Below are 18,947 nucleotides of genomic sequence, written 5' to 3'. Positions count from 1 at the left end.
ATCGTCAGGGAAACGCGGCAATCGCGGCGGTGCAACCCGCCGCGCGCAGGCTCAGCCGGCCTCGGGGGTCAACCGCGGCATCGACGCCGCCGCGCCCTCGGCTTCGGTGGACCGCGCCGCATAGTGATTGGCGAAGCGCACGTGGGTGGCGAACGCGGCGTTCGGCGACTGCGCCAGCGAGGCCACCAGCGCGCCGTTGAAGGCATCGCCTGCACCGGTGGTGTCCACGGTGTGCGCGGTTTCGGCGCCGATCCGGTAGTAGGGCTGGGTGTCGCCGCGCAGGCGCTCCTCGGGGTGCGAGATGAACGCGCCGACCGCGCCCAGCGTCACCACCACGGTGCCGCCCGGCAGCAGCTTGCGGCACAGCGCATGCAGGCTGCCGCCATCGGTGGCGGCGACGTCGTCGGCGTCCACGCGCACGCCGACATGGCGCGCCAGCAGGGCGGCGAACTCGGTCTCGTTGGGGGTCAGCACGTCGGCCAGCTTGAGCAGGCCGATGCTGGTCTGCGCGTTGGCCGGGGCGGCGTTGAGCACGGTGGTCAGGCCAGCCTCGCGGGCCAGCGCCAGGGTGCCCTCGATGGTCTCGATCGGCGACTCCAGCTGCGCCAGCAGCACCCGCGCCGAGCCCAGCAGCGGACGCTGCGCCTGCACGAAGTCCAGGCTCAGCGCGGCGTTGGCGCCGGCGCCGATGACGATGGTGTTGCGGCCGTGGCCGTCGACATAGATGCCGCCGGTGCCGGTCGGCTCGCTGCTGGCCTCGGCCACCAGGGCGATGCCGTCCTGCGCCGCCAGGCCACGCGCCATCGCGCCGCCGGCATCGTCGCCGAGTGCGCAGACGAAGCTGGTGCGCGCGCCGGCACGGGCCGCCGCCACCGCCTGGTTGAAGCCCTTGCCGCCGGGGCCGGTGCTGTAGCGGCCGGCGATGGTCGCCCCCGGTGCGGGCAGATTCTCGCACCGCCACACATGGTCGACATTGAACGAACCGACGACGATGACCGAACTCATAGGCATGTACTGCTTCTCGACTGGAACTGGAAAAAAAGAAAAACGGATGTGGCGGATGTTGCGGCCGGATCAGGCGAAGTGCGACAGCACCCCGGCGATGGTCGCCGTCATGAAGGTGGCGATCGAGCCGCCCAGCACCGCACGCAGGCCGAAGCGGGCCAGGTCGTGCCGGCGCTCGGGGGCCAGGCCGCCGATGCCGCCGATCTGGATCGCGATCGAGCTGAAGTTGGCGAAGCCGCACAGCGCATAGGTGGCGACCAGGCGGCCCTCCGCGCTCAGGCTCACGCCCGGCACCTGGCCCTGGACGATGCGCGACAGTTCGGTATACGCGACGAACTCGTTGATGACCACCTTCTGGCCGATCAACGAACCGACCGTGGTCGCATCCGGCCACGGCGTACCGATCACCCAGGCCACCGGCGCCAGCACATAACCGAAGATGGTGGACAGGTTGGTCGGGCGGCCCAGCGCGCTGGCCAGGCCGGTGACGTCGCCGAGCCAGGTCAGCGGCGCGTTGACCAGCGCGATCAGGGCGATGAACGCCAGCAGCATCGCGCCGATGTTCAGCGCCAGGCGCAGGCCGTCGCCGGCACCGGCGGCGGCCGCGTCGATCACGTTGCTGGTGGTCTTCTCCACTTCCATCTTGACCGTGCCGCGGGTCAGCGGCGTGCCGGTCTCCGGCACCAGCAGCTTGGCCACCACCAGCGTCGCCGGCGCGGCCATGATGCTGGCCGCCAGCAGATGCTTGGCATAGAACGCCTGCTGCGCCGGGTCGCCGCCGCCGAGCATGCCCACGTAGGCCGCCAGCACGCCGCCGGCGATGTGCGCCATGCCGCCGATCATCATCGTCAGCAGCTCGGACTCGGTCATGCGCGGGATGTACGGGCGCACCGTCAGCGGCGCCTCGGTCTGGCCGATGAACACGCTGGCGCAGACGCTGGTGGTCTCGGCGCCGGACACGCGCATCACCTTGGTGATCGCCCAGGCCATCACCCGCACCACCGCCTGCATCACCCCCAGGTGGTAGAGCACGCCCATCAGCGCGGAGAAGAAGATGATGGTCGGCAGCACCTGGAAGGCGAAGATGAAGCCGTAGGTCTTGGTGTCGAGCAGGCTGCCGAAGATGAAGCTGGAGCCTTCGTTGACGAAGCTCAGCACCTTCACGAACACCTGGCCGAGCCAGTCGAACACTTCGCGCCCGCCCGGGACCAGCAGCACCAGCGAGGCGAAACCGATCTGCAGGACCAGGCCGGTCGCGACCAGCTTCCAGTCCACCGCGCGGCGGTTGTTGGAGAACAGCCAGGTGATCCCGATCAACACCGCCAACCCGAACAGGCCGAAGCCGATCCTTCCCAATCCCTCGACCATCTGCGTCCCCGGTCCCCGACCAAAGACGGGAAGCCTAGTGCAGGGGGTGACGGCCGGCAAGGCGAGCGGTGTTCAGTCGGCGATTCGGGAATGGGGATTGGGGATTCGCAAGAGCGGGCGCCCCATTGCCGCCGACGGGGCCTTGCGGCGCCGCCGCTACACTGTGCGGCCGCCCGCCGGCCGTGCCGCGGGTTCGCTCAGCAGGAGAAGTTGCCATGCAATACCGTCGCCTCGGTGCCACCGGGCTGCAACTGTCGGCGCTGTCGTTCGGCGCCTGGATCAACTTCGGCGGGCAGACCGGCCGCGACGAAGCGCGCAACCTGATCGCCGCCGCCTGGGACCACGGCATCAACTTCTTCGACAACGCCGAGGTCTATGCGCACGGACGCGCCGAGCAGGTGATGGGCGACGTGATCGCCGACCTGCGGCTGCCGCGCGACGGTTTCTGCGTATCCAGCAAGGTCTACTTCGGCGCCGTGGAGTCGCCACGCCCCACGCAGCGCGGGCTCTCGCGCAAGCACGTCACCGACGCCTGCCATGCCGCGCTCAAGCGCCTGCGGGTGGAGTATCTGGATCTGTACTACTGCCATCGCCCCGATCCGGACACGCCGGTGGAGGAAACCGTGCGCGCGATGGACGCGCTGATCCGCCAGGGCAAGGTGCTGTACTGGGGCACCTCCGAGTGGCCGGCCGAGCGCATCCGCGAGGCCGCGCAGGTGGCGCGCGCGCTGGGCCTGCACGGGCCGTCGATGGAACAGCCGCAGTACAACCTGCTGCATCGCCAGCGCGTGGAACAGGAGTACGCGCCGCTGTACGCCGAACTCGGTCTGGGTACCACCATCTGGTCGCCGCTGGCCTCGGGCCTGCTCACCGGCAAGTACAACGACGGCATCGATCCGGCCTCGCGACTGGGCCAGGCGCGCAACGCCTGGCTGCAACAAGAAGTCATCGGGCCGCCGGCGCAGCGCCGGGTCGAGCGTGCGCGTGCCTTCACCGCGCTGGCCGCGGCCGAAGGCGTGGCGCCAGCGTCGCTGGCGGTCGCCTGGTGCCTGCGCAACCCGCACGTCTCCACGGTGATCCTCGGCGCCAGCCGGGTCGCGCAGTTGCTGGAGAACCTGGCCGCGCTGGAACTGGCCGAGCGCGACGACGCGGCGTGGTGGGAGCGGGTCGACGCAGCGGTGCGCTGAGGACGGAATGCGTTAGCGCCGTCGCAGTGCAGCGGCGGCGCGACAGCGAGAGCGGCACTGCGTGGCGATCGTTGAGGTCTTTCGCGATCGGCATTTTGATCGAGATTGCGAATCGAATCGAGCGAGAATGGGTCTTGATTAAGTATTGAGAATCATTATCATCTCGATGCACCCCGTGGATGGAGTTCGACCATGACCGCTCAACCCGTGCTGTTGCGTCACCCCGAGACCCTGAGCCTGCGCGAGCGCACTGTGCCGCGCGCCGTGCCGGCCGAAGAAACCATCAGCAGCCAGGCGCTGCTCAAGGGCCGCCGCGAAGTGCTGATCCAGCACGGCGACCGCGTCTATCGCCTGCGCCACACCAGCAACGACAAGCTGATCCTGACCAAGTAATGCCGTCCGGCCGCCGCGCGCGGCCGGCCTCCCCGCTCGACCTGCCGCCACCTGGCCGACGCCCTTGCGCGTCGACCGCGGCCGCCTCGCAGTCGCGATCCTTCTCTCCCCCTCGGCCAGGCGCGGACCCCGCGCCGTGCCGGTCGAGGGTCTTCCGCGACCACCGATGCTCTCCATGTTCCGTACCGCTCCGCTCACCGGCGCGCTGTGGCTGGCCCTGGCCGCCTGCGCACATGCCGCTCCCGCCTCCGCCTCCGACGTTGACGACGACGCCAGTGCGGCGTCCGCCATCCGCGATTTCGATCGCCTGCAGGTCACCGCCACCCGCACCCAGCGCGCCATCGTCGACGTGCCCGGCAGCGTCGACGTGATCGACCGCGAACAGATGGATCGCGCACTGGTCCATGACCTGAAGGATCTGCTGCGCTACACGCCCGGCGTGTCCGCCACCGGCAATAGCGGCCGCTTCAGCGGCATCGGCGGCATCCGCATCCGCGGCCTGGACGGCAACCGCGTGCTGATCCAGACCGACGGCATCCCGGTCTCGGACAGCTTCAGCTTCGGCAGCTACCTCAACGCCAACCGCAACTTCGTCGACATGGACACGCTCAAGCGCGTGGAGATCGTGCGCGGCCCGGCCAGCGCGCTGTACGGTTCGGATGCGCTCGGTGGCGTGGTCGCCTACGTCACCAAGGATCCGGCCGACTACCTGGCGCCGGGCAAGGACAGCTACGTCGGCCTGAAGTTCGGTTACGAGAGCGAATGGAAGGGGCTGTTCGCCGGCGCGCTGGTCGCCTTCGGCGGCGAGCGCTGGAGCGGCATGGCCGCGGTCAGTCATCGCCAGGGCCAGGAAAGCGAGACCCAGGGCGACAACCGCAGTGTCGGCGCCGCCCGCACCGCACCCAATCCGCTCAACAGCGACGGCCGCAGCCTGCTCAGCAAGCTGGTCTACGCGCCCAGCGCCAACCAGCGCTTCACGCTGACCGTCGAAGGCAACGAGGATTACTCCCGCGTCGACGCGCTGAGCAACGTCACCGCCAGCATCCTGTCGCAACGTGGCCGCGATCATCAGACCCGCGCCCGCGTGTCGCTGGGACACGCGGCGGAGCAGCTCGACACGCTGCTCGCCGACGACCTGCAGTGGCAACTGTACCGCCAGGACAGCCAGAGCCTGCAGCGCACCGACGAACGCCGCAGCAACGGCACGCTGCGGCACATGGAGCACGACTTCGACCAGCGCCTGTACGGGTTGCAGGCGAATCTGCACAAGCGCGTGGAGCAGGGCAGTGCCGCGCACGACATCAGCTACGGCATCGACCTGTCGCACACCGACACCCACGAGAAGCGCGACGGCCACACGCTGAACCTGCGCACCGGCGCGATCAGCAAGACCGTGGGCATGGAAACCTTCCCGGTCCGCGATTTCCCGATCACCGAGACGCTCAAGGCAGGCGCCTACCTGCAGGACGAGATCGCACTGGCCGACGGCCGCTTCAGCCTGATCCCGGCGCTGCGCGCCGACTACTACCGGCTGTCGCCGCAGGTCGATGCGATCTTCGCCACCGACAATCCCGGCGTGGCGGCGAAGAAGATCAGCGACCGCAACGTCTCGCCAAAGCTCGGTGCGATCTGGCGCCTGGACGATGCCTGGTCGCTGTACGCCAACTATGCGCACGGCTTTCGCGCGCCGCCGTACAACGATGTCAATATCGGCTTCACCAACCTGCTGATCGGCTACACCGCGATCGCCAATCCCGACCTGAAGCCGGAGACCAGCCGCGGCGCCGAACTGGGCGTGCGTTACGCCGGTGCGGCCGTCTACGCCGGCCTGAGCGCCTACCGCAACGCCTATCGCGACTTCATCGAGTCCTATCGCTTCGTCGGCTTCAACGCCGACGGCCTGATGCTGTATCAATCGCGCAACGTCGACCGGGTGACCATCCGCGGCGTGGAAGCCAAGGCCGGCATCGACTTCGGCGCACTGGATGCGCGCTGGGCCAGCTGGTCGTTGCAGGCCAGCGCCGCCTACGCGCGCGGCGACAACCGCACCGACGGCACGCCGCTCAACTCGGTGGATCCGCTGCGCGGCGTGCTCGGCCTGGGCTACGACCGCGGCACCTGGGGCACGCAACTGGTCGCCACCGCGGTGGCGAAGAAACGCCGGCCGGAACTGCCGAGCTACTACACGCCGGCCGGCTACGCGACGCTGGACCTGCTCGCGCACTGGCGCTTCACCGAAGGCGCGCGGCTCGACGTGGGCGTGTTCAACCTGGCCGACCGCCGCTACATCGACTGGAACATGCTGCCCGGCGCGACCCTGGCCAGCAGCAGCGTGCTCGACCGCTATACCGGCGCCGGACGCAACGTCTCGGTCAGCCTGGCGCTGGATTGGTAGCGGCGCATGCGCACCGCGTCGCCAGCGCGTACGGAGCAGGAGCGGATGGCCGCTTTTGCGCCGCTGCCGCGCGCGGCGCAGCTGGCCGCGCTGGGCACCGTGCTGTGCCTGTACCGCGCCCGCGCCGGTGCCGAACTGATCGGCTGGCGCCATGCCCGCAGCGTGGCCGCGCATCTGGACGTGGACAGCGATGGCGTGCTGGAGAGCCTGCGTTTCTACGACCGCCAGCAGCAGTGCTGCTGGCGCCTGTACCTGCTGCCCGACAGCGATTTCGTCGCCTGGGACATGCTGCTGTCGGCATTGCCCGCGGCGCAGGATGCCGCCGACGGCGGCGTCGCCGAGCGGCTGTGGCGGCGCGTCGCCGGCCGCCTGCGCGGCGATGGCTGGCACGCGCGGGCGCTGCGCCTGCACGCGGCCGATGGCGTGCTGGCGGCCAGCGTGGCCGGCGTGTCGCCGCTCGGCGCCAGCATTGCCCGGCGCATCGCGCGCCTGGAAGCGGCAGAGGGCGATGTGCTGGTCGACGACTGCTGTTGCGCCCGCGCCGGTCGCCCTGCGCCGCGCCCCGATCCCGAGCGGCCTTGGCCGTTGCTGCGGTTGTGAGTGGCCGGTCGCGCTTTCCCGTTTCCCATCAACAACAACACACCTCTCGATGATGAAAGCCCTGCCCCTGTTCTGCGCCCTGCTGCTTGCCGGCAGTCTTCCCGTCCACGCCGCGGACGCCGATCCGGCGCGCGACCGCGCCAGCATCCTGGCGATGCAGGGCGAGTACACGGTGGCGTTCGCCTTCGACGAGACCGTGCTGTTGCAGCCCGGCTACACGCGTGCCGCGCCGCTGCGCAGTGGCGGCAACGAGGTGGTGATCGTGGTCGAGGACAGCCCGCGCAAGGTGGTGCTGCAGCATCTGCTGGTGGAACCCAAGAGCGGCCACGTGACCAAGCACTGGCGCCAGGACTGGATCTACGAGGCGCCGCAGCGCTTCGCGTTCAGCGCCGACCAGACCTGGCAGGTGCGCCCGCTCGACGCCGCGGCCACCCGCGGCGCCTGGACCCAGTGCGTGTACGAGGTCAGCGACGCGCCGCGCTACTGCGGCACCGGGCGCTGGGACTATGCCGACGGCCACCCGACCTGGACCAGCGACCTGAGCTGGCGGCCGTTGCCGCGTCGCGAGTACACCAAGCGCAGCGACTACAACGCGCTGGCGGTGATCAACCGGCATACGCTGACGCCGGCCGGCTGGACCCACGAGCAGTTCAACACCAAGGTGCTGCGCAAGCCCGATGGCAGCCAGCAGGCCATCGCGCGCGAGTTCGGCTTCAACGACTACGTCAGGACCACGACCGTCGATTTCACTCCGGCGCGCGCCTACTGGATCGCAACCAAAGATTACTGGGCCAGGGTGCGCGCGCGCTGGGACGGTCTGCTCGGCAAGCCGCCTGGCGTGCACCTGAAGACCAAGGTCGATGGCATGGCGATCATCGTGCCGCTGTTCGGCCAGGCCGAAGCGGTGCAACAAGGCAAGCCGGTCAGCGATGCGCAGATCGACGCGGTGTTCGCGCAATGGACGGCGCCGGCCGCGCGCTGAGGCCCGCGCCAGCGACACAGCCAGGGTGGGGGAAGGCGGCCGGGATGGCGCCTTCCCCTTTTTTGCATGTCGCTTCGCCGTAGATCGTGTTCGGCACAGGGAAGGCCTGCGGATCGCGGCGAAAGATCCGAGCACCGCAGATGCACGCTAACGCGACGCAAAACCGGCCCGGCGTCGAGGGCCGTGCGGATCCTGTCAGGGTGCCGCGTCGTGATTGGGTGCGCTCGTCGCGGGCGCGGGCGTCGTCGTTGGCGACGACGTGTCATCCGTGGAGGTTGACATCACCTGCGTCATCCACGGCAGATAGCGCGACACGCGCACGGCGTGCACGATCTGGCCATACAGGCCTTGCACGAACGGACGATCCGCCGTCCAGGTCTTCCAGAACGGATGGTCCGGTGGATAGCTGCCCCAGGACGCCAGTCCGACCAGTTGCCGTACGTATCCCTCGTCGGTCATCAGCGGGCCGCCACTGTCGCCGCTGCCGGTGATGCCTTCCAGCGGCAGGGCAGCGGGCGGCGCGTCGAAGCGATAGGAAAGGTAGCGCGCATCGGCGCCGACGATCGTGTTGAAGGCGTGGCGCAGCACGCCGCGGTGGGCGCCGTGGGGATCCTGGCCCACGCTGCCATCGCCGGTGGCACCCTTGCCGATCAGCTCGGCGGTCATGCCGACCTCGTCGTCGCCACGGTACAGCGCGACCGGTGCCACCCCCGACACCGGTCTGGCCAGCTCGATCAGCGCGATATCGTCGGCGGCGCCGAGCGCCGCATAGAACCTGGAGAAGTCGTGCGTCGTCAGTGCCTCCTGCACCAGCGCATCGGCCGGCTTGTGGTAGCCGGGATGGAGAACGACGCGCTGGATTCTGTACGCCACGCCGCCAATGGACACGTCCTGGTCCATGCCCGGCATCTGCATCGGGGCCGCGTGCGCGGCGGTGACCACCCACTGCGGCGCGATCAGCACGCCGTGCCCTTCGCCGGGCAGGTCGACCAGGGCCGGGAATGCCGCCGCCGGAATCCGATAGCGCGCTTCCTCCACGTCTGCCCTGACCACCACGGCGCCAGCCGCAGTGGAGAGGGCCAGCAGGCAACAGGCGACAATCCATTTCATGCGTTTCTCCTTTCGATGCACTGGGATCTTACCCGTGGCGCGGCACGCATCGCTTCGTCGTCGGCCACCGAGCGCGTCACGCCCGCGCAGCCTGCGGCGCTCTTTCGAATCCCCAATCCCGAATCTCCGTTTTTCCACAGCCGAATGGCTGGTCATCCCGGCTCCACTCAAGGCTCGCGCAAGGCCAGCGCCGGCGGCGTGCGCAGGATGCGCCTGGTGCCCGACCAGCCGGCGAGCAGGCTCAGCGCCACGCCGCCCAGGCCGCCAAGCAGCAGCGCCGGCCACGGCGGCGACAGCGCGAGGTCGAAGGCCTGCCTGGCCACCACCACGCCGATGATCGCCGCTGCCCCGACCGCGAGGATCGCCGCGAGCAGGCCGAGCGCGCCGAACTCCACCAGCACCGCGCCGCGCAACTGCCCGCGCCGCGCGCCCAGCGTGCGCAGCACTGCGCTGTCGTAGCGGCGCTCGCCGGCGGTGGCCTGCAGCGCGGCGAGCAACACCAGCGCACCGGCCAGCAGGCTGAAGCCCATCACCAGTTGCACCGCCTGGGCGACGCGGTCGATGACCTCGCGCACGCGCTGCAGGATCGCGTCGATGTCCAGTAGCGATACGTTCGGATAGGCGCGGCTGAGACTGCTCAACTGCGCGGCCGAGGCGCGCGGCAGGTGGAACGCGGAGATCAGGTTGTACGGCGCATCCTGCACCGCGCCGGCGTTGAGCAGCAGGAAGAAGTTGACCCGGAACGAATCCCAGTCGGCCTTGCGCAGGCTGGTCACGGTGAAGCTGCGCTGCTGGTCGCCGAGCAGCAGGGTGATGCGGTCGCCGAGCTTGAGCCCGTAGCGCTGCGCCCAGCCTTCCTCCACCGAGGCCTCGGCGGCGGTGCTGTCGGCGGCCCAGAAGCGCCCGGACAGCAGCCGATTGGCGGCGGGGAACTCATGCCGCCAGGAGAAGTTGATCGGCCGGTCGCTGCCGTCGCCATCGTCGTCCGGTCCCTGCTCGCGGCGCTGCGGCGGCTTGCCGTTGATCGCCACCAGCTTGCCGGTACTGAACGGCTCCACCGCCGCGTCGGCGACGCCCAGTGTGTGCAGGGTACCGAGCACCTGGTCGGCCTGGTCGGGCTGGATGTTCATCAGGAAGTAGTTCGGCGTGTCCGCCGGCAGCCGGTCGCGCCACTGGCCGAGCAGGCGGGGGCCGATCACCGCCAGCAACAGCAGCGCGCACAGCGACAGCGACAGGCCCACCAGTTGCACCACGCTCAGCGCGCGGCGCCGGGTCAGCGCCGCCAGGCCCAGCTTCCATGGCCCGCGCAGGCGCCCCTGCAGCCGCCGCAGCACCGCCAGCAACACACCGCCGACCGCCGCGGCCAGCGCTGCCAGCAGGGTCAGGCTGCCCAGCACCCAGGCCGCCAGCACGCCGTCGCCGGTGGCGTAGACCGCCAGTACCACGGTGGCGACCAGGGCTGCGGCGTAGACCAGCAGCGAGGTCGGCGGCAGCGCGGCGAAGCTGCGGTTGAGCACCCGCATCGGCGGCACGTCGCGCAGGCGCAGCAGCGGCGGCAGGCCGAAGCCGAGCAGCAGCAACAGGCCGATGCCGGCGCCGGCCAGCGCCGGGGTCGCCTGCGGCAACGGCAGGCGGTTGGGGATCAGGCTGCCCAGCGCTTCGACCAGGCCGACCTGGGCCAGCATGCCCAGGCCCACGCCGAGCGCGCAGGCCGGGATCGCCAGCAGCAGCAACTGCACCGCCAGCGCACCGAGGATGTCGCGCTGGCGCGCCCCCAGGCAGCGCAAGACCGCGACCTGATCGATGCGGCGCAAGGCGAAGCGGTTGGCGGCCAGCGCGGTGGCGACGCCCGCCAGCAGCACCGCCAGCAACGCGGCCAAGGCCAGGAAGCGCCCGGCGCGGTCGAAGGCGCCGCGCACGCCGCGCTGGGTGTCCTCGATGCCGACCAGGCGGTACGCCTTGGCGCGCGGCGCCAGCCATTCACGCAGGGCGGCGATCTCGCCGGGCGCGCCGGCGAACATCAGCCGATAGGAGGCGCGGCTGCCGGGGCCGAGCAGGCCGGCGGCATCGACGTCGGCGCGGTTGACCAGCAGCGGCGGCGACAACTGCATCAGTTCGCCGGAGGCATCCGGTTCGGCGCGCAACACCCGGGTCACGCGCAGCGTGCCGGCACCGAACTCCAGCGCATCGCCGAGCTTCAGGCCCAGGGCCTCGAGCAGGCGCGGATCGGCATAGGCCTCGCCGCGTGGCGGCGGCCCGGCACGTTCGTTGCCGGCGCCGACGGTGTCGCGCGCCACCAGCAACTCGCCGCGCAGCGGGTAGCCGGCACCGACCGCCTTGATGTTGGCCATCTGGCTGGCGTCGCCGTGGAACAGCACGCTGGGGAAACTGACCAGGCGCGTGCTGCGCAGCCCGCGCCGCTGCGCCTCCTCGGCGAAGGCGGCGGGAATGTCCTGGCGTCCGCTGACGCCGAGGTCGCCGCCGATCACCTCGGCGGCGCTGCCGGTCAGCGCCAGGGTCACCCGGTCGACCAGGGTGCCGACCGCGGTCATCACCGCCACGCCCAGCACCAGCGCGGCGAACACGGTCAGCAGGTCGCCGGCGAACAGCTCGCGGCGCAGCGCGCGCGCCGCGTGGCGCAGTACGTTCATGCGGCGTCCGCCGCGTCGGCGGCGCGCAGGCGGCCGCCGTCGAGCCGGTAGCGGTGTTCGCAGCGCTGCGCCAGGCGCATGTCGTGGGTGACCAGCACCAGGGTGGTGTCGCTGCCTGCGTTGAGCGCGAACAACAGATCGCTGATCTGTTGCCCGGTGGCCTGGTCGAGGCTGCCGGTGGGCTCGTCGGCGAACAGGATCCGCGGCCGCGCCACGAACGCGCGTGCCAGCGCCACGCGCTGCTGCTCGCCGCCGGACAGTTGCCGCGGGTAGTGCCGCGCCCGCGCGCTCAGCCCGACCGCCTCCAGCACCTCGCGTACCCGCGCCGGATCCTCGCGCCCGGCCAGTTCCAGCGGCAGTGCGATGTTTTCCGCTGCGGTCAGCGACGGCAACAGGTGGAAGCTCTGGAACACGAAGCCGACCTCGCGCGCGCGCAGCGCGGCGCGCGCTTCCTCGTCCAGCGCATTGAGCGACTGCCCGGCCAGCACGATCTTGCCGCGCGTGGGCAGGTCGAGACCGGCCAGCAAGCCGAGCAGGGTGGTCTTGCCGGATCCTGAGGCCCCGACGATGGCGACGCTGTCGCCTTCACCGATGGTCAATCCCACCTTGTCGAGAATGTGGACCGTACCCTCCGGTCCGCTGACGGATTTGCCGACATCGCGCACGTCGATGGCGATAGCGGCGCGAAGCGTGGGGGCCTGACTGTCGATGAGGAAATCTCCGGATGCGTGGCGACGAGACGAGAAGCAAGCGGGCCTGGACGCGCCGCGCCTGGCTGTTGCTGGCATGGTGGGTGCTGCTGCCCGCCATCGCCTGTGCCAAAGGTGCGACGGGGCCGGTGCTGGTGCTCGGCGACAGCCTCAGCGCGGCGCACAACATTCCGCTGCAATCCGGCTGGGTGGCCTTGCTGGACAAGCGCCTGCAGCAACAGATGCGGACGCCACCGGCGGTGGTCAATGCCAGCATCAGCGGCGAGACCTCCTCCGGCGCGCTGACCCGCCTGCCGGCGCTGCTGCAGAAGCACAAGCCGTCCGTGGTGGTGATCGAACTGGGCGGCAACGACGCGTTGCGCGGGCTGAGTCCGGCCGAACTGCGCGGAAATCTGGAGAAGATGATCGTGCGCAGCCGTGACGCCGGCGCGAAGGTGCTGTTGCTGGGCATCGACGTCCCGCCGAACTATGGGCCGGGGTACCGGCAGCGCCTGCGCGCGGTCTATGCGGACCTGGCCAAGCAGTACCGGACCGGCTTGCTGCCGTTCCTGCTGGAAGGCGTGGCGCTGAACCCGTCGCTGATGCAAGGCGATGGCCTGCATCCCACCGCCGCAGCCCAGCCCAAGGTGCTGGACAACGTGTGGCCGCAGCTCAAGCCATTGATCGAGCAGTAGTTTTTTCTTCGCTCAGGCAGATGAAGCGACCTTCACGCCGCCACCACTGCACATCCGGCATGTTTCACAAAGCTGAAGACTGAGGAAGCGTTATGCGTCAGACCAAGGAAACATCCGGGCTCGTGCTGGTCGTGGAGGACAACCGCAATATTTCCGAGATGATCGGTGAGTATCTGGAGGGCCGCGGGTTCGAAGTGGATTACGCCTGCGACGGCCTGGACGGCTACCGCCTGGCGGCGGAGAACAGCTATGACGTGGTGGTGCTGGACCTGATGCTGCCGCGTCTGGACGGCATCGAAGTGTGCCGCCGCCTGCGCAACGACGCGCGCAAGTCCACCCCGGTGCTGATGCTGACCGCGCGCGACACGCTCGACGACAAGCTCACCGGCCTGGGCTTCGGCGCCGACGACTACCTGACCAAGCCGTTCGCGATCCAGGAACTGGAAGCCCGTCTGCGCGCGCTGATCCGCCGCGAGCGCCGCCAGGTCGGCTCGGAAGTGCTGAAGGTGGCCGACCTGGTGCTGGACCCGGTGAGCATGCGTGCTACCCGCGCCGGCACCGAGCTGCAGCTGTCGCCGATTGGCCTGCGCCTGCTGACCATCCTGATGCGCGAATCGCCGCGCGTGGTCACCCGCCAGGAGATCGAGCGCGAGATCTGGGGCAACGGCCTGCCGGACTCGGACACCCTGCGCAGCCATCTGTACAACCTGCGCAAGATCATCGACAAGCCGTTCGACCGCCCGCTGCTGCACACCGTGCAGAGCGCCGGTTACCGCATCGCCGACATCGCCCAGCCGATGAGCTGAGGCGGCGCCCGATCGTGGACCCCGCAGCGGCCCCGGCGATCGGGGCCGTTTGCACGAAAGGCTCACGATCGGCCTTCCTATAATCGCGGCAACGATCACGGATGCCGTATGCCGCACGGGTTGCCGCGCAAACTTCGCCTCGCCCTGATCGCCCGCATCGTGTTTGCGGGCTGCGTGGTCACGCTTGCCAGTTATCTGGTTGTGGCGATCGTGCAGCACTCGCTGGTCGGCTCGATCCTGCAGCAGGAGGCGCGCTACTACTGGCGCCTGCATGCGCAACAGCCGCAGCAATCGCCACCCAATACCCACAGCTTGCGCGGCTATCTGGTGCCGGCGGGGCAATCCGATGCGGCGCTGCCCGTCGACCTGCGCGGGCTGGCGCCCGGTCTGCACGAGGACCGGCCCGGCGGCGAGATGGTGCTGGTCGACGAGAACCCCGCCGGCCGCCTGTACCTGGTGTTCCTGCGCGCGCCGGCGCAGCGGCTGGCGTTCTGGTTCGGCGTGGTGCCGACGCTGCTCACCCTGATCGCGCTGCTGGTGGTGGCCTGGCTGACCTGGCGGGTGTCGCGACGCTTGCTGTCGCCGATGAACTGGTTGGCGCGGCGCGTCTCGCGCTGGGATCCGCGGCATCCGGTCGCCGCCGAACTGGCGCCGGAAAACCTGCCGGCCGACGTGCAGGGCGAGGCGCGGCAATTGGCGGCCGCCCTGCATGCGCTGGCCCAGCGCGTCACCGATCATGTCGCCCGCGAGCGCAACTTCACCCGCGATGCCAGCCACGAACTGCGTACACCGCTGACCGTGATCCGGGTCGCCACCGATATCGCAATGACCGAGCAGGAACTGCCGCCGCGCCTGCAGCGCAGCCTGCAGCGCATCCAGCGCGCCGGCCGCGACATGGAGGCGGTGATCGATGCCTTCCTGATTCTGGCGCGCGAGGCGGACGTGGTGCCGCAGAGCGAGACCTTCGACATCGCCGACGTGGTCGAGTACGAGGCCGAGAACGCGCGCGAGCTGCTGGCGGACAAGCCGGTGACCCTGAGCGTGCGCGTGCTGGGCTCGGCGACGTTGCACGCGCCGCCGCGGGTGCTGCACGTGGTGGTCAGCAACCTGTTGCGCAATGCCTGCAGCTACACCGATACCGGGCGCGTCGAGGTCGAGGTCGAGGCCGACCGCATCCGCATCCGCGATACCGGCATCGGCATGTCCGAAGAGGCCTTGCGACACGCCTTCGAGCCGTTCTTCCGCGCCGAGCCGGAGCGCCCGCAAGGGACGGGGCTGGGCCTGTCGATCGTGCGCCGGCTGTGCGAGCGCTTCGGCTGGCAGGTCGCGCTGGAAAGCGCCGAGGGCGGCGGCATCCTCGCGACGGTGCGGTTCCCGTCGTCTCCCTGAGCGCCCGCGCGCTGTAGCGCGGGCGTCTGGCGTCTCAGTCCTGCAGGTACGGGCGCAGGGTGTCGCGCCACAGCGCGTAGCCGGCCGCGTTCATGTGCAGCTTGTCCGGGCCGAACAGCTCGGCGCGCGGCTGTCCGTCGGCGCCCAGCATCGGCGTGTACACGTCGACGAACTGGACCTGCTTGAGGCCGGCCGCGGCCTTGCGAATCAGCGCATTGGCCTCGGCCATCTTCGGCATCAGCGCCGCGCGCGAGGGGCTGGGCTTGATCGACAGATAGACGATGCGGGTCTTGGGCAGGTCGCGGTGCACGCGGGTCACGAAGGCCACGAAGTCGTCGCGCACCTGCTGCGGGCTGCGACCGCTGTTGAGATCGTTGTCGCCGGCGTAGAACACGATCAGGCGCGGCTTGTACGGCACCACGATGCGGTCGGCGTACCAGGTGCTGTCGCGGATCTCCGAGCCACCGAAGCCGCGGTTGAGCGTCGGCACACCGGGCAAATCGGTGGCCAGCGAGGTCCAGAAGCGGATCGAGGAACTGCCGACGAACAGCACGCCGCCGGGTTTGACCGGATGCGCGGCATCGTCCTTGGCGAAGCGCGCCATGTCTTCTTCCCAGGCGGCATTGGAGACCTGCGCGGGCACGTTGGGCGGCGGGGGTGGGGTGAGCGCCAGTGCCGGCGACAGGCCCAGCAGGGACAGACTGAACAGACTCAGGGCGAGCAGCGGTGCGCGCAGTGGCGAACGGGACATGACGCCTCCTCGAAGCAAGGGGATCGGCGATGGTGCCGCAGGCGCGGCATGTCAGGCAAATCCGCGGCGATGCCGGCGCCGCCGCGGGGCTTGTGGCAAAATTGCGGCCTATCCCGCTGCGCTCTTGCCCATGACCGATTCCTTCCGGCCGTCGTCGTCGCGTCCCTGTTGCCTGGGACGGGGCTGAGCCGTGGCCGATCAGTTCGGACATCTGCCGCGCGGGCCGCGCCGCATGCTGATGGCGGCACGCTGGTCGTGGCAGGGGCTGCGCGCGGCCTGGCTGCACGAGTCCTCGTTCCGCCTGGAGGTGTGCCTGTTCCTGATCCTGGCGCCGCTGGCGGTGTGGCTGGGGCATGGGCCGGTGCAGCAGGTGCTGATGATCGGCTCGCTGCTGCTGGTGCTGGCGGTGGAACTGCTCAATTCGGCGATCGAAGCGGTGATCGAGCGCTACGGCCCCGAGCACCACGAGCTGGCCGGCCGCGCCAAGGACATGGGCTCGGCCGCCGTGTTCGTGATGCTGGCCAACGTGGTGCTGTGCTGGGGCCTGATCCTGCTGCCGCGCCTGCTGTGATCGCCGCCCGTTTCTTCTTCCGTTAAAGGACCCGACGTCATGGCCCTCGAGTTTCTCGCCGACCCCAACACCTGGCTGACGCTGTTGACGCTGAGTGCGTTGGAGATCGTGCTGGGCATCGACAACCTGGTGTTCATCTCGATTGCGGTGGGCAAGCTGCCGGAAGCGCAGCGCCCGGCCGCGCGCAAGTTCGGCATCGCGGTGGCGTGCCTGACCCGCATCGCGCTGCTGGTGTCGCTGGCGTTCCTGGCGCGCATGCAGGGCGAGCTGTTCAGCGTCGCCGGCATGGGCATCTCGATCCGCGACCTGGTGCTGATCGTCGGCGGCCTGTTCCTGCTGGTGAAGGGCACCATGGAGATCCGCGAGCTGATCACCGGCGGCGAGGATGAAGACCCCACCACCAGCAAGGCCTCGGGCGTGCTCTGGATGGTGATCGCGCAGATCGCGGTGATCGACATCGTGTTCTCGCTGGATTCGGTGATCACCGCGGTGGGCATGGCCCAGCACATCCCGGTGATGATCGCCGCGGTGCTGCTGGCGGTGGCGGTGATGCTGCTGGCGGCCAATCCGCTGGGACGTTTCATCGATGCCAACCCGACGGTGAAGATGCTGGCGCTGGCCTTCATCCTGATGATCGGCGTGGTGCTGATCCTGGACGGCCTGGACGTGCACGTGCCCAAGCCCTACATCTACGCGGCGATGGGGTTCTCGGTGCTGGTGGAATGGCTGAACCTGCTGATGCGCCGGCGCGCCGCCGCGCACCAGGTGCCCGGCGCCGGCAAGTGGTGAGCGGCTAAGCGGCGCAGGCTGCGTTTTCACCGGGCGCGTGGCAAGCTGCGCGCATTCACCTGCCGGAGTCATCGCATGCGCCTGTTGTCCCGCTCCCTGTTCCTGGCCGCGCTGGCGGTGTTGCTGTCCGGCTGCGGCTACAACGCGATCCAGCAGAAGGACCAGGCGGTCAAGGCCGGCTGGTCGGAAGTGCTGAACCAGTACAAGCGCCGCGCCGATCTGGTGCCGAACCTGGTCAACACGGTCAAGGGCTATGCCGACCAGGAGCGGCAGGTGCTGACCGACGTGACCAACGCCCGTGCCCGCGTCGGCCAGGTGCAGGTCAACGCCGACGACGCCGCCTCGCTGCAGCAGTTCCAGCAGGCGCAGGGCCAGCTGTCCAGCGCGCTGTCGCGACTGCTGGTGGTCAGCGAGAACTATCCGAACCTCAAGTCCGACCAGGCCTTCCGCGACCTGCAGGCGCAGCTGGAAGGCACCGAGAACCGCATCACCGTGGCCCGCGGCCGCTACATCCAGGCGGTGCAGGACTACAACACCTACATCCTGTCCTTCCCGCAGGTGCTCACCGCCAAGCTGTTCGGCTACAAGGAGAAGCCCAACTTCTCGGTGGAGAATGAGGCGCAGATTTCCGAAGCGCCGGCGGTGAACTTCGGCGGCCAGCCGGCGTCCGCGCCGCAGCAGCCGCAACAGCCGGCGCCGGCGCACTAAGCGCCGCCACGGGCCGGCGTGACCGTGCGTTCCACATCCGTGGTGGCTGAGCGCGCTGCCGCATCGGCGGCGTTGCGTGGCTCCGCTCGCCGCCGGCTCGTCGGCGTCTGGCTGGTGCTGCTGTTGGCGCTGCTGCCTTGGCTGGCCTGGGCGCAGGCCGAGGCGCCGATCCCGCCGCTGGATGCGCCGGTGGTCGACACCACCGGCACGCTGACGCCGAACCAGCGCCTGGAGCTGGACCGGCAGGCGGTGCAGTTGCAGCAGCGCAAGGGCAGCCAGCTGCAGGTGCTGGTGGTGCCCAGTACCGCGCCGGAGAGCATCGAGCAATACACCCAGCGCGTGTTCGACCAGTGGAAGCTCGGCCGCAAGGGCGTGGACGACGGCGTCCTGCTGGTGGTGGCCAAGGACGAGCGGCGCGTGCGCATCCAGCCCGGCTATGGCCTGGAAGGCGCGATTCCCGACGCCACCGCCAACCGCATCATCCAGGAGTACCTGGTGCCGCGCTTCCGCGCCGGCGACTACAGCGGCGGGATTTCCGAAGCGACCGTGATGCTGGTCAAGCTGATCGACGGCGAGGCGTTGCCGGCGCCGGTCAGCGCGCACGCCTCCGCCTCGCGCGGCGGCGGCCTGGGATTCGGGTTCTTCGCCGGCCTGTTCGCGGCGCTGGTCGCGCAGGTGCTGTTCGCGCGGCTGTCGCGCCCCGTGCGCGGCGTGCTGAGCGGCGTGGTCGGCGGCGGCGTCGGCCTGTTGCTGAGCCTGTCACTGTTCGTCGCTGCGCTGACCGGCGTGATCGGACTGCTGCTGGGCCTGTTCGTCGGCATCGCGCCGGGCCGTTCGGCTGGCGGTGGTGGTTGGGGC

At 69.8% G+C, this 18,947-nt stretch carries 18 protein-coding genes; 12 read left to right on the top strand and 6 right to left on the bottom strand.

The features are described from left to right. Positions 1-51: 51 nt before the first annotated feature. Both ACP93_RS09655 and ACP93_RS09650 read right to left on the bottom strand, forming a co-directional pair. Positions 52-1,005 carry a ribokinase gene (locus ACP93_RS09655; RefSeq protein ID WP_048490483.1) on the bottom strand — a complete coding sequence of 318 codons (954 nt, stop codon included), beginning with the start codon at positions 1,003-1,005 and terminating at the stop codon, positions 52-54. 69 nt (positions 1,006-1,074) lie between these two features. Beyond that, positions 1,075-2,373, bottom strand: coding sequence for a NupC/NupG family nucleoside CNT transporter (locus ACP93_RS09650; RefSeq protein ID WP_048490482.1), 1,299 nt, complete (start codon positions 2,371-2,373; stop codon positions 1,075-1,077). 215 nt (positions 2,374-2,588) lie between these two features. On the opposite strand from ACP93_RS09650, the gene ACP93_RS09645 reads away from it, so the two are divergent. The 5 genes from ACP93_RS09645 (at position 2,589) to ACP93_RS09625 (ending at position 7,930) form a co-directional block, all read left to right on the top strand. Then, positions 2,589-3,560, top strand: coding sequence for an aldo/keto reductase (locus ACP93_RS09645; protein ID WP_048490481.1), 972 nt, complete (start codon positions 2,589-2,591; stop codon positions 3,558-3,560). 192 nt (positions 3,561-3,752) lie between these two features. Further along, entirely contained in the window at positions 3,753-3,953 is a 201-nt protein-coding gene (locus ACP93_RS09640) for a hemin uptake protein HemP (RefSeq protein ID WP_017907561.1), read from the top strand. A gap of 175 nt (positions 3,954-4,128) precedes the next feature. Beyond that, entirely contained in the window at positions 4,129-6,348 is a 2,220-nt protein-coding gene (locus ACP93_RS09635) for a TonB-dependent hemoglobin/transferrin/lactoferrin family receptor (protein WP_048490480.1), read from the top strand. Positions 6,349-6,393: 45 nt separating this feature from the next. Next, positions 6,394-6,948, top strand: coding sequence for a Hemin transport protein (locus ACP93_RS09630; protein ID WP_228135992.1), 555 nt, complete (start codon positions 6,394-6,396; stop codon positions 6,946-6,948). 49 nt (positions 6,949-6,997) lie between these two features. Then, complete coding sequence (locus tag ACP93_RS09625; RefSeq protein WP_048490478.1) at positions 6,998-7,930, top strand: DUF6607 family protein; 933 nt, start codon at positions 6,998-7,000, stop codon at positions 7,928-7,930. 195 nt (positions 7,931-8,125) lie between these two features. Here the strand turns inward: ACP93_RS09625 and ACP93_RS09620 are convergent, their stop codons facing one another. The 3 genes from ACP93_RS09620 to ACP93_RS09610 form a co-directional block, all read right to left on the bottom strand. Next, positions 8,126-9,040, bottom strand: a complete 915-nt coding sequence (locus ACP93_RS09620; protein ID WP_082143414.1) for a S1 family peptidase — start codon at positions 9,038-9,040, stop codon at positions 8,126-8,128. Positions 9,041-9,207: 167 nt separating this feature from the next. Then, complete coding sequence (locus tag ACP93_RS09615; protein WP_048490477.1) at positions 9,208-11,691, bottom strand: ABC transporter permease; 2,484 nt, start codon at positions 11,689-11,691, stop codon at positions 9,208-9,210. Then, complete coding sequence (locus tag ACP93_RS09610) at positions 11,688-12,290, bottom strand: ABC transporter ATP-binding protein (RefSeq protein ID WP_048490476.1); 603 nt, start codon at positions 12,288-12,290, stop codon at positions 11,688-11,690. Before ACP93_RS09610 ends, ACP93_RS09615 begins: the two co-directional genes overlap by 4 nt. A 125-nt stretch (positions 12,291-12,415) precedes the next feature. Here ACP93_RS09610 and ACP93_RS09605 point away from each other — a divergent pair, with 125 nt between their 5' ends. The 3 genes from ACP93_RS09605 (at position 12,416) to ACP93_RS09595 (ending at position 15,270) form a co-directional block, all read left to right on the top strand. Beyond that, positions 12,416-13,075 carry an arylesterase gene (locus ACP93_RS09605; protein WP_048490475.1) on the top strand — a complete coding sequence of 220 codons (660 nt, stop codon included), beginning with the start codon at positions 12,416-12,418 and terminating at the stop codon, positions 13,073-13,075. Positions 13,076-13,167: 92 nt separating this feature from the next. Then, positions 13,168-13,881 (top strand): response regulator transcription factor, encoded by a 714-nt coding sequence (locus ACP93_RS09600; RefSeq protein ID WP_003481607.1) that lies wholly within the window; start codon positions 13,168-13,170, stop codon positions 13,879-13,881. A 108-nt stretch (positions 13,882-13,989) separates the two neighbouring features. Further along, entirely contained in the window at positions 13,990-15,270 is a 1,281-nt protein-coding gene (locus tag ACP93_RS09595) for a sensor histidine kinase (RefSeq protein WP_048490474.1), read from the top strand. 34 nt (positions 15,271-15,304) lie between these two features. Here the strand turns inward: ACP93_RS09595 and ACP93_RS09590 are convergent, their stop codons facing one another. Then, positions 15,305-16,021, bottom strand: a complete 717-nt coding sequence (locus ACP93_RS09590; protein ID WP_048490473.1) for an SGNH/GDSL hydrolase family protein — start codon at positions 16,019-16,021, stop codon at positions 15,305-15,307. 190 nt (positions 16,022-16,211) lie between these two features. Here ACP93_RS09590 and ACP93_RS09585 point away from each other — a divergent pair, with 190 nt between their 5' ends. The 4 genes from ACP93_RS09585 to ACP93_RS09570 all read left to right on the top strand — a co-directional run. Further along, positions 16,212-16,592: a diacylglycerol kinase gene (locus tag ACP93_RS09585; RefSeq protein WP_048490472.1), complete on the top strand. Its 381-nt coding sequence runs from the start codon at positions 16,212-16,214 to the stop codon at positions 16,590-16,592. Positions 16,593-16,631: 39 nt separating this feature from the next. Continuing rightward, the gene (locus ACP93_RS09580) at positions 16,632-17,381 is read left to right on the top strand and encodes a TerC family protein (RefSeq protein ID WP_048490471.1); all 750 of its coding nucleotides are present in this window, start codon (positions 16,632-16,634) and stop codon (positions 17,379-17,381) included. 75 nt (positions 17,382-17,456) lie between these two features. Next, positions 17,457-18,089, top strand: a complete 633-nt coding sequence (locus tag ACP93_RS09575) for a LemA family protein (RefSeq protein WP_048490470.1) — start codon at positions 17,457-17,459, stop codon at positions 18,087-18,089. 72 nt (positions 18,090-18,161) lie between these two features. Next, positions 18,162-18,947 (top strand): TPM domain-containing protein (locus tag ACP93_RS09570; protein WP_048490469.1); only part of this gene is annotated, 786 nt, incomplete at its 3' end.

The organism is Xanthomonas sp. NCPPB 1128, assembly GCF_001043115.1.
Lineage (GTDB): Bacteria > Pseudomonadota > Gammaproteobacteria > Xanthomonadales > Xanthomonadaceae > Xanthomonas_A.
Note: the sequence above shows the minus strand (reverse complement) of the source record. Positions and strands in the feature narration are given on the sequence as shown.

Bases quoted from the DNA above. Each gene is read 5' to 3' on its own strand.
- ACP93_RS09655 (WP_048490483.1), bottom strand. From the start codon at position 1,005: ATGAGTTCGGTCATCGTCGTCGGTTCGTTCAATGTCGACCATGTGTGG.
- ACP93_RS09650 (WP_048490482.1), bottom strand. From the start codon at position 2,373: ATGGTCGAGGGATTGGGAAGGATCGGCTTCGGCCTGTTCGGGTTGGCG.
- ACP93_RS09645 (WP_048490481.1), top strand. From the start codon at position 2,589: ATGCAATACCGTCGCCTCGGTGCCACCGGGCTGCAACTGTCGGCGCTG.
- ACP93_RS09640 (WP_017907561.1), top strand. From the start codon at position 3,753: ATGACCGCTCAACCCGTGCTGTTGCGTCACCCCGAGACCCTGAGCCTG.
- ACP93_RS09635 (WP_048490480.1), top strand. From the start codon at position 4,129: ATGTTCCGTACCGCTCCGCTCACCGGCGCGCTGTGGCTGGCCCTGGCC.
- ACP93_RS09630 (WP_228135992.1), top strand. From the start codon at position 6,394: ATGGCCGCTTTTGCGCCGCTGCCGCGCGCGGCGCAGCTGGCCGCGCTG.
- ACP93_RS09625 (WP_048490478.1), top strand. From the start codon at position 6,998: ATGATGAAAGCCCTGCCCCTGTTCTGCGCCCTGCTGCTTGCCGGCAGT.
- ACP93_RS09620 (WP_082143414.1), bottom strand. From the start codon at position 9,040: ATGAAATGGATTGTCGCCTGTTGCCTGCTGGCCCTCTCCACTGCGGCT.
- ACP93_RS09615 (WP_048490477.1), bottom strand. From the start codon at position 11,691: ATGAACGTACTGCGCCACGCGGCGCGCGCGCTGCGCCGCGAGCTGTTC.
- ACP93_RS09605 (WP_048490475.1), top strand. From the start codon at position 12,416: ATGCGTGGCGACGAGACGAGAAGCAAGCGGGCCTGGACGCGCCGCGCC.
- ACP93_RS09600 (WP_003481607.1), top strand. From the start codon at position 13,168: ATGCGTCAGACCAAGGAAACATCCGGGCTCGTGCTGGTCGTGGAGGAC.
- ACP93_RS09595 (WP_048490474.1), top strand. From the start codon at position 13,990: ATGCCGCACGGGTTGCCGCGCAAACTTCGCCTCGCCCTGATCGCCCGC.
- ACP93_RS09590 (WP_048490473.1), bottom strand. From the start codon at position 16,021: ATGTCCCGTTCGCCACTGCGCGCACCGCTGCTCGCCCTGAGTCTGTTC.
- ACP93_RS09580 (WP_048490471.1), top strand. From the start codon at position 16,632: ATGGCCCTCGAGTTTCTCGCCGACCCCAACACCTGGCTGACGCTGTTG.
- ACP93_RS09575 (WP_048490470.1), top strand. From the start codon at position 17,457: ATGCGCCTGTTGTCCCGCTCCCTGTTCCTGGCCGCGCTGGCGGTGTTG.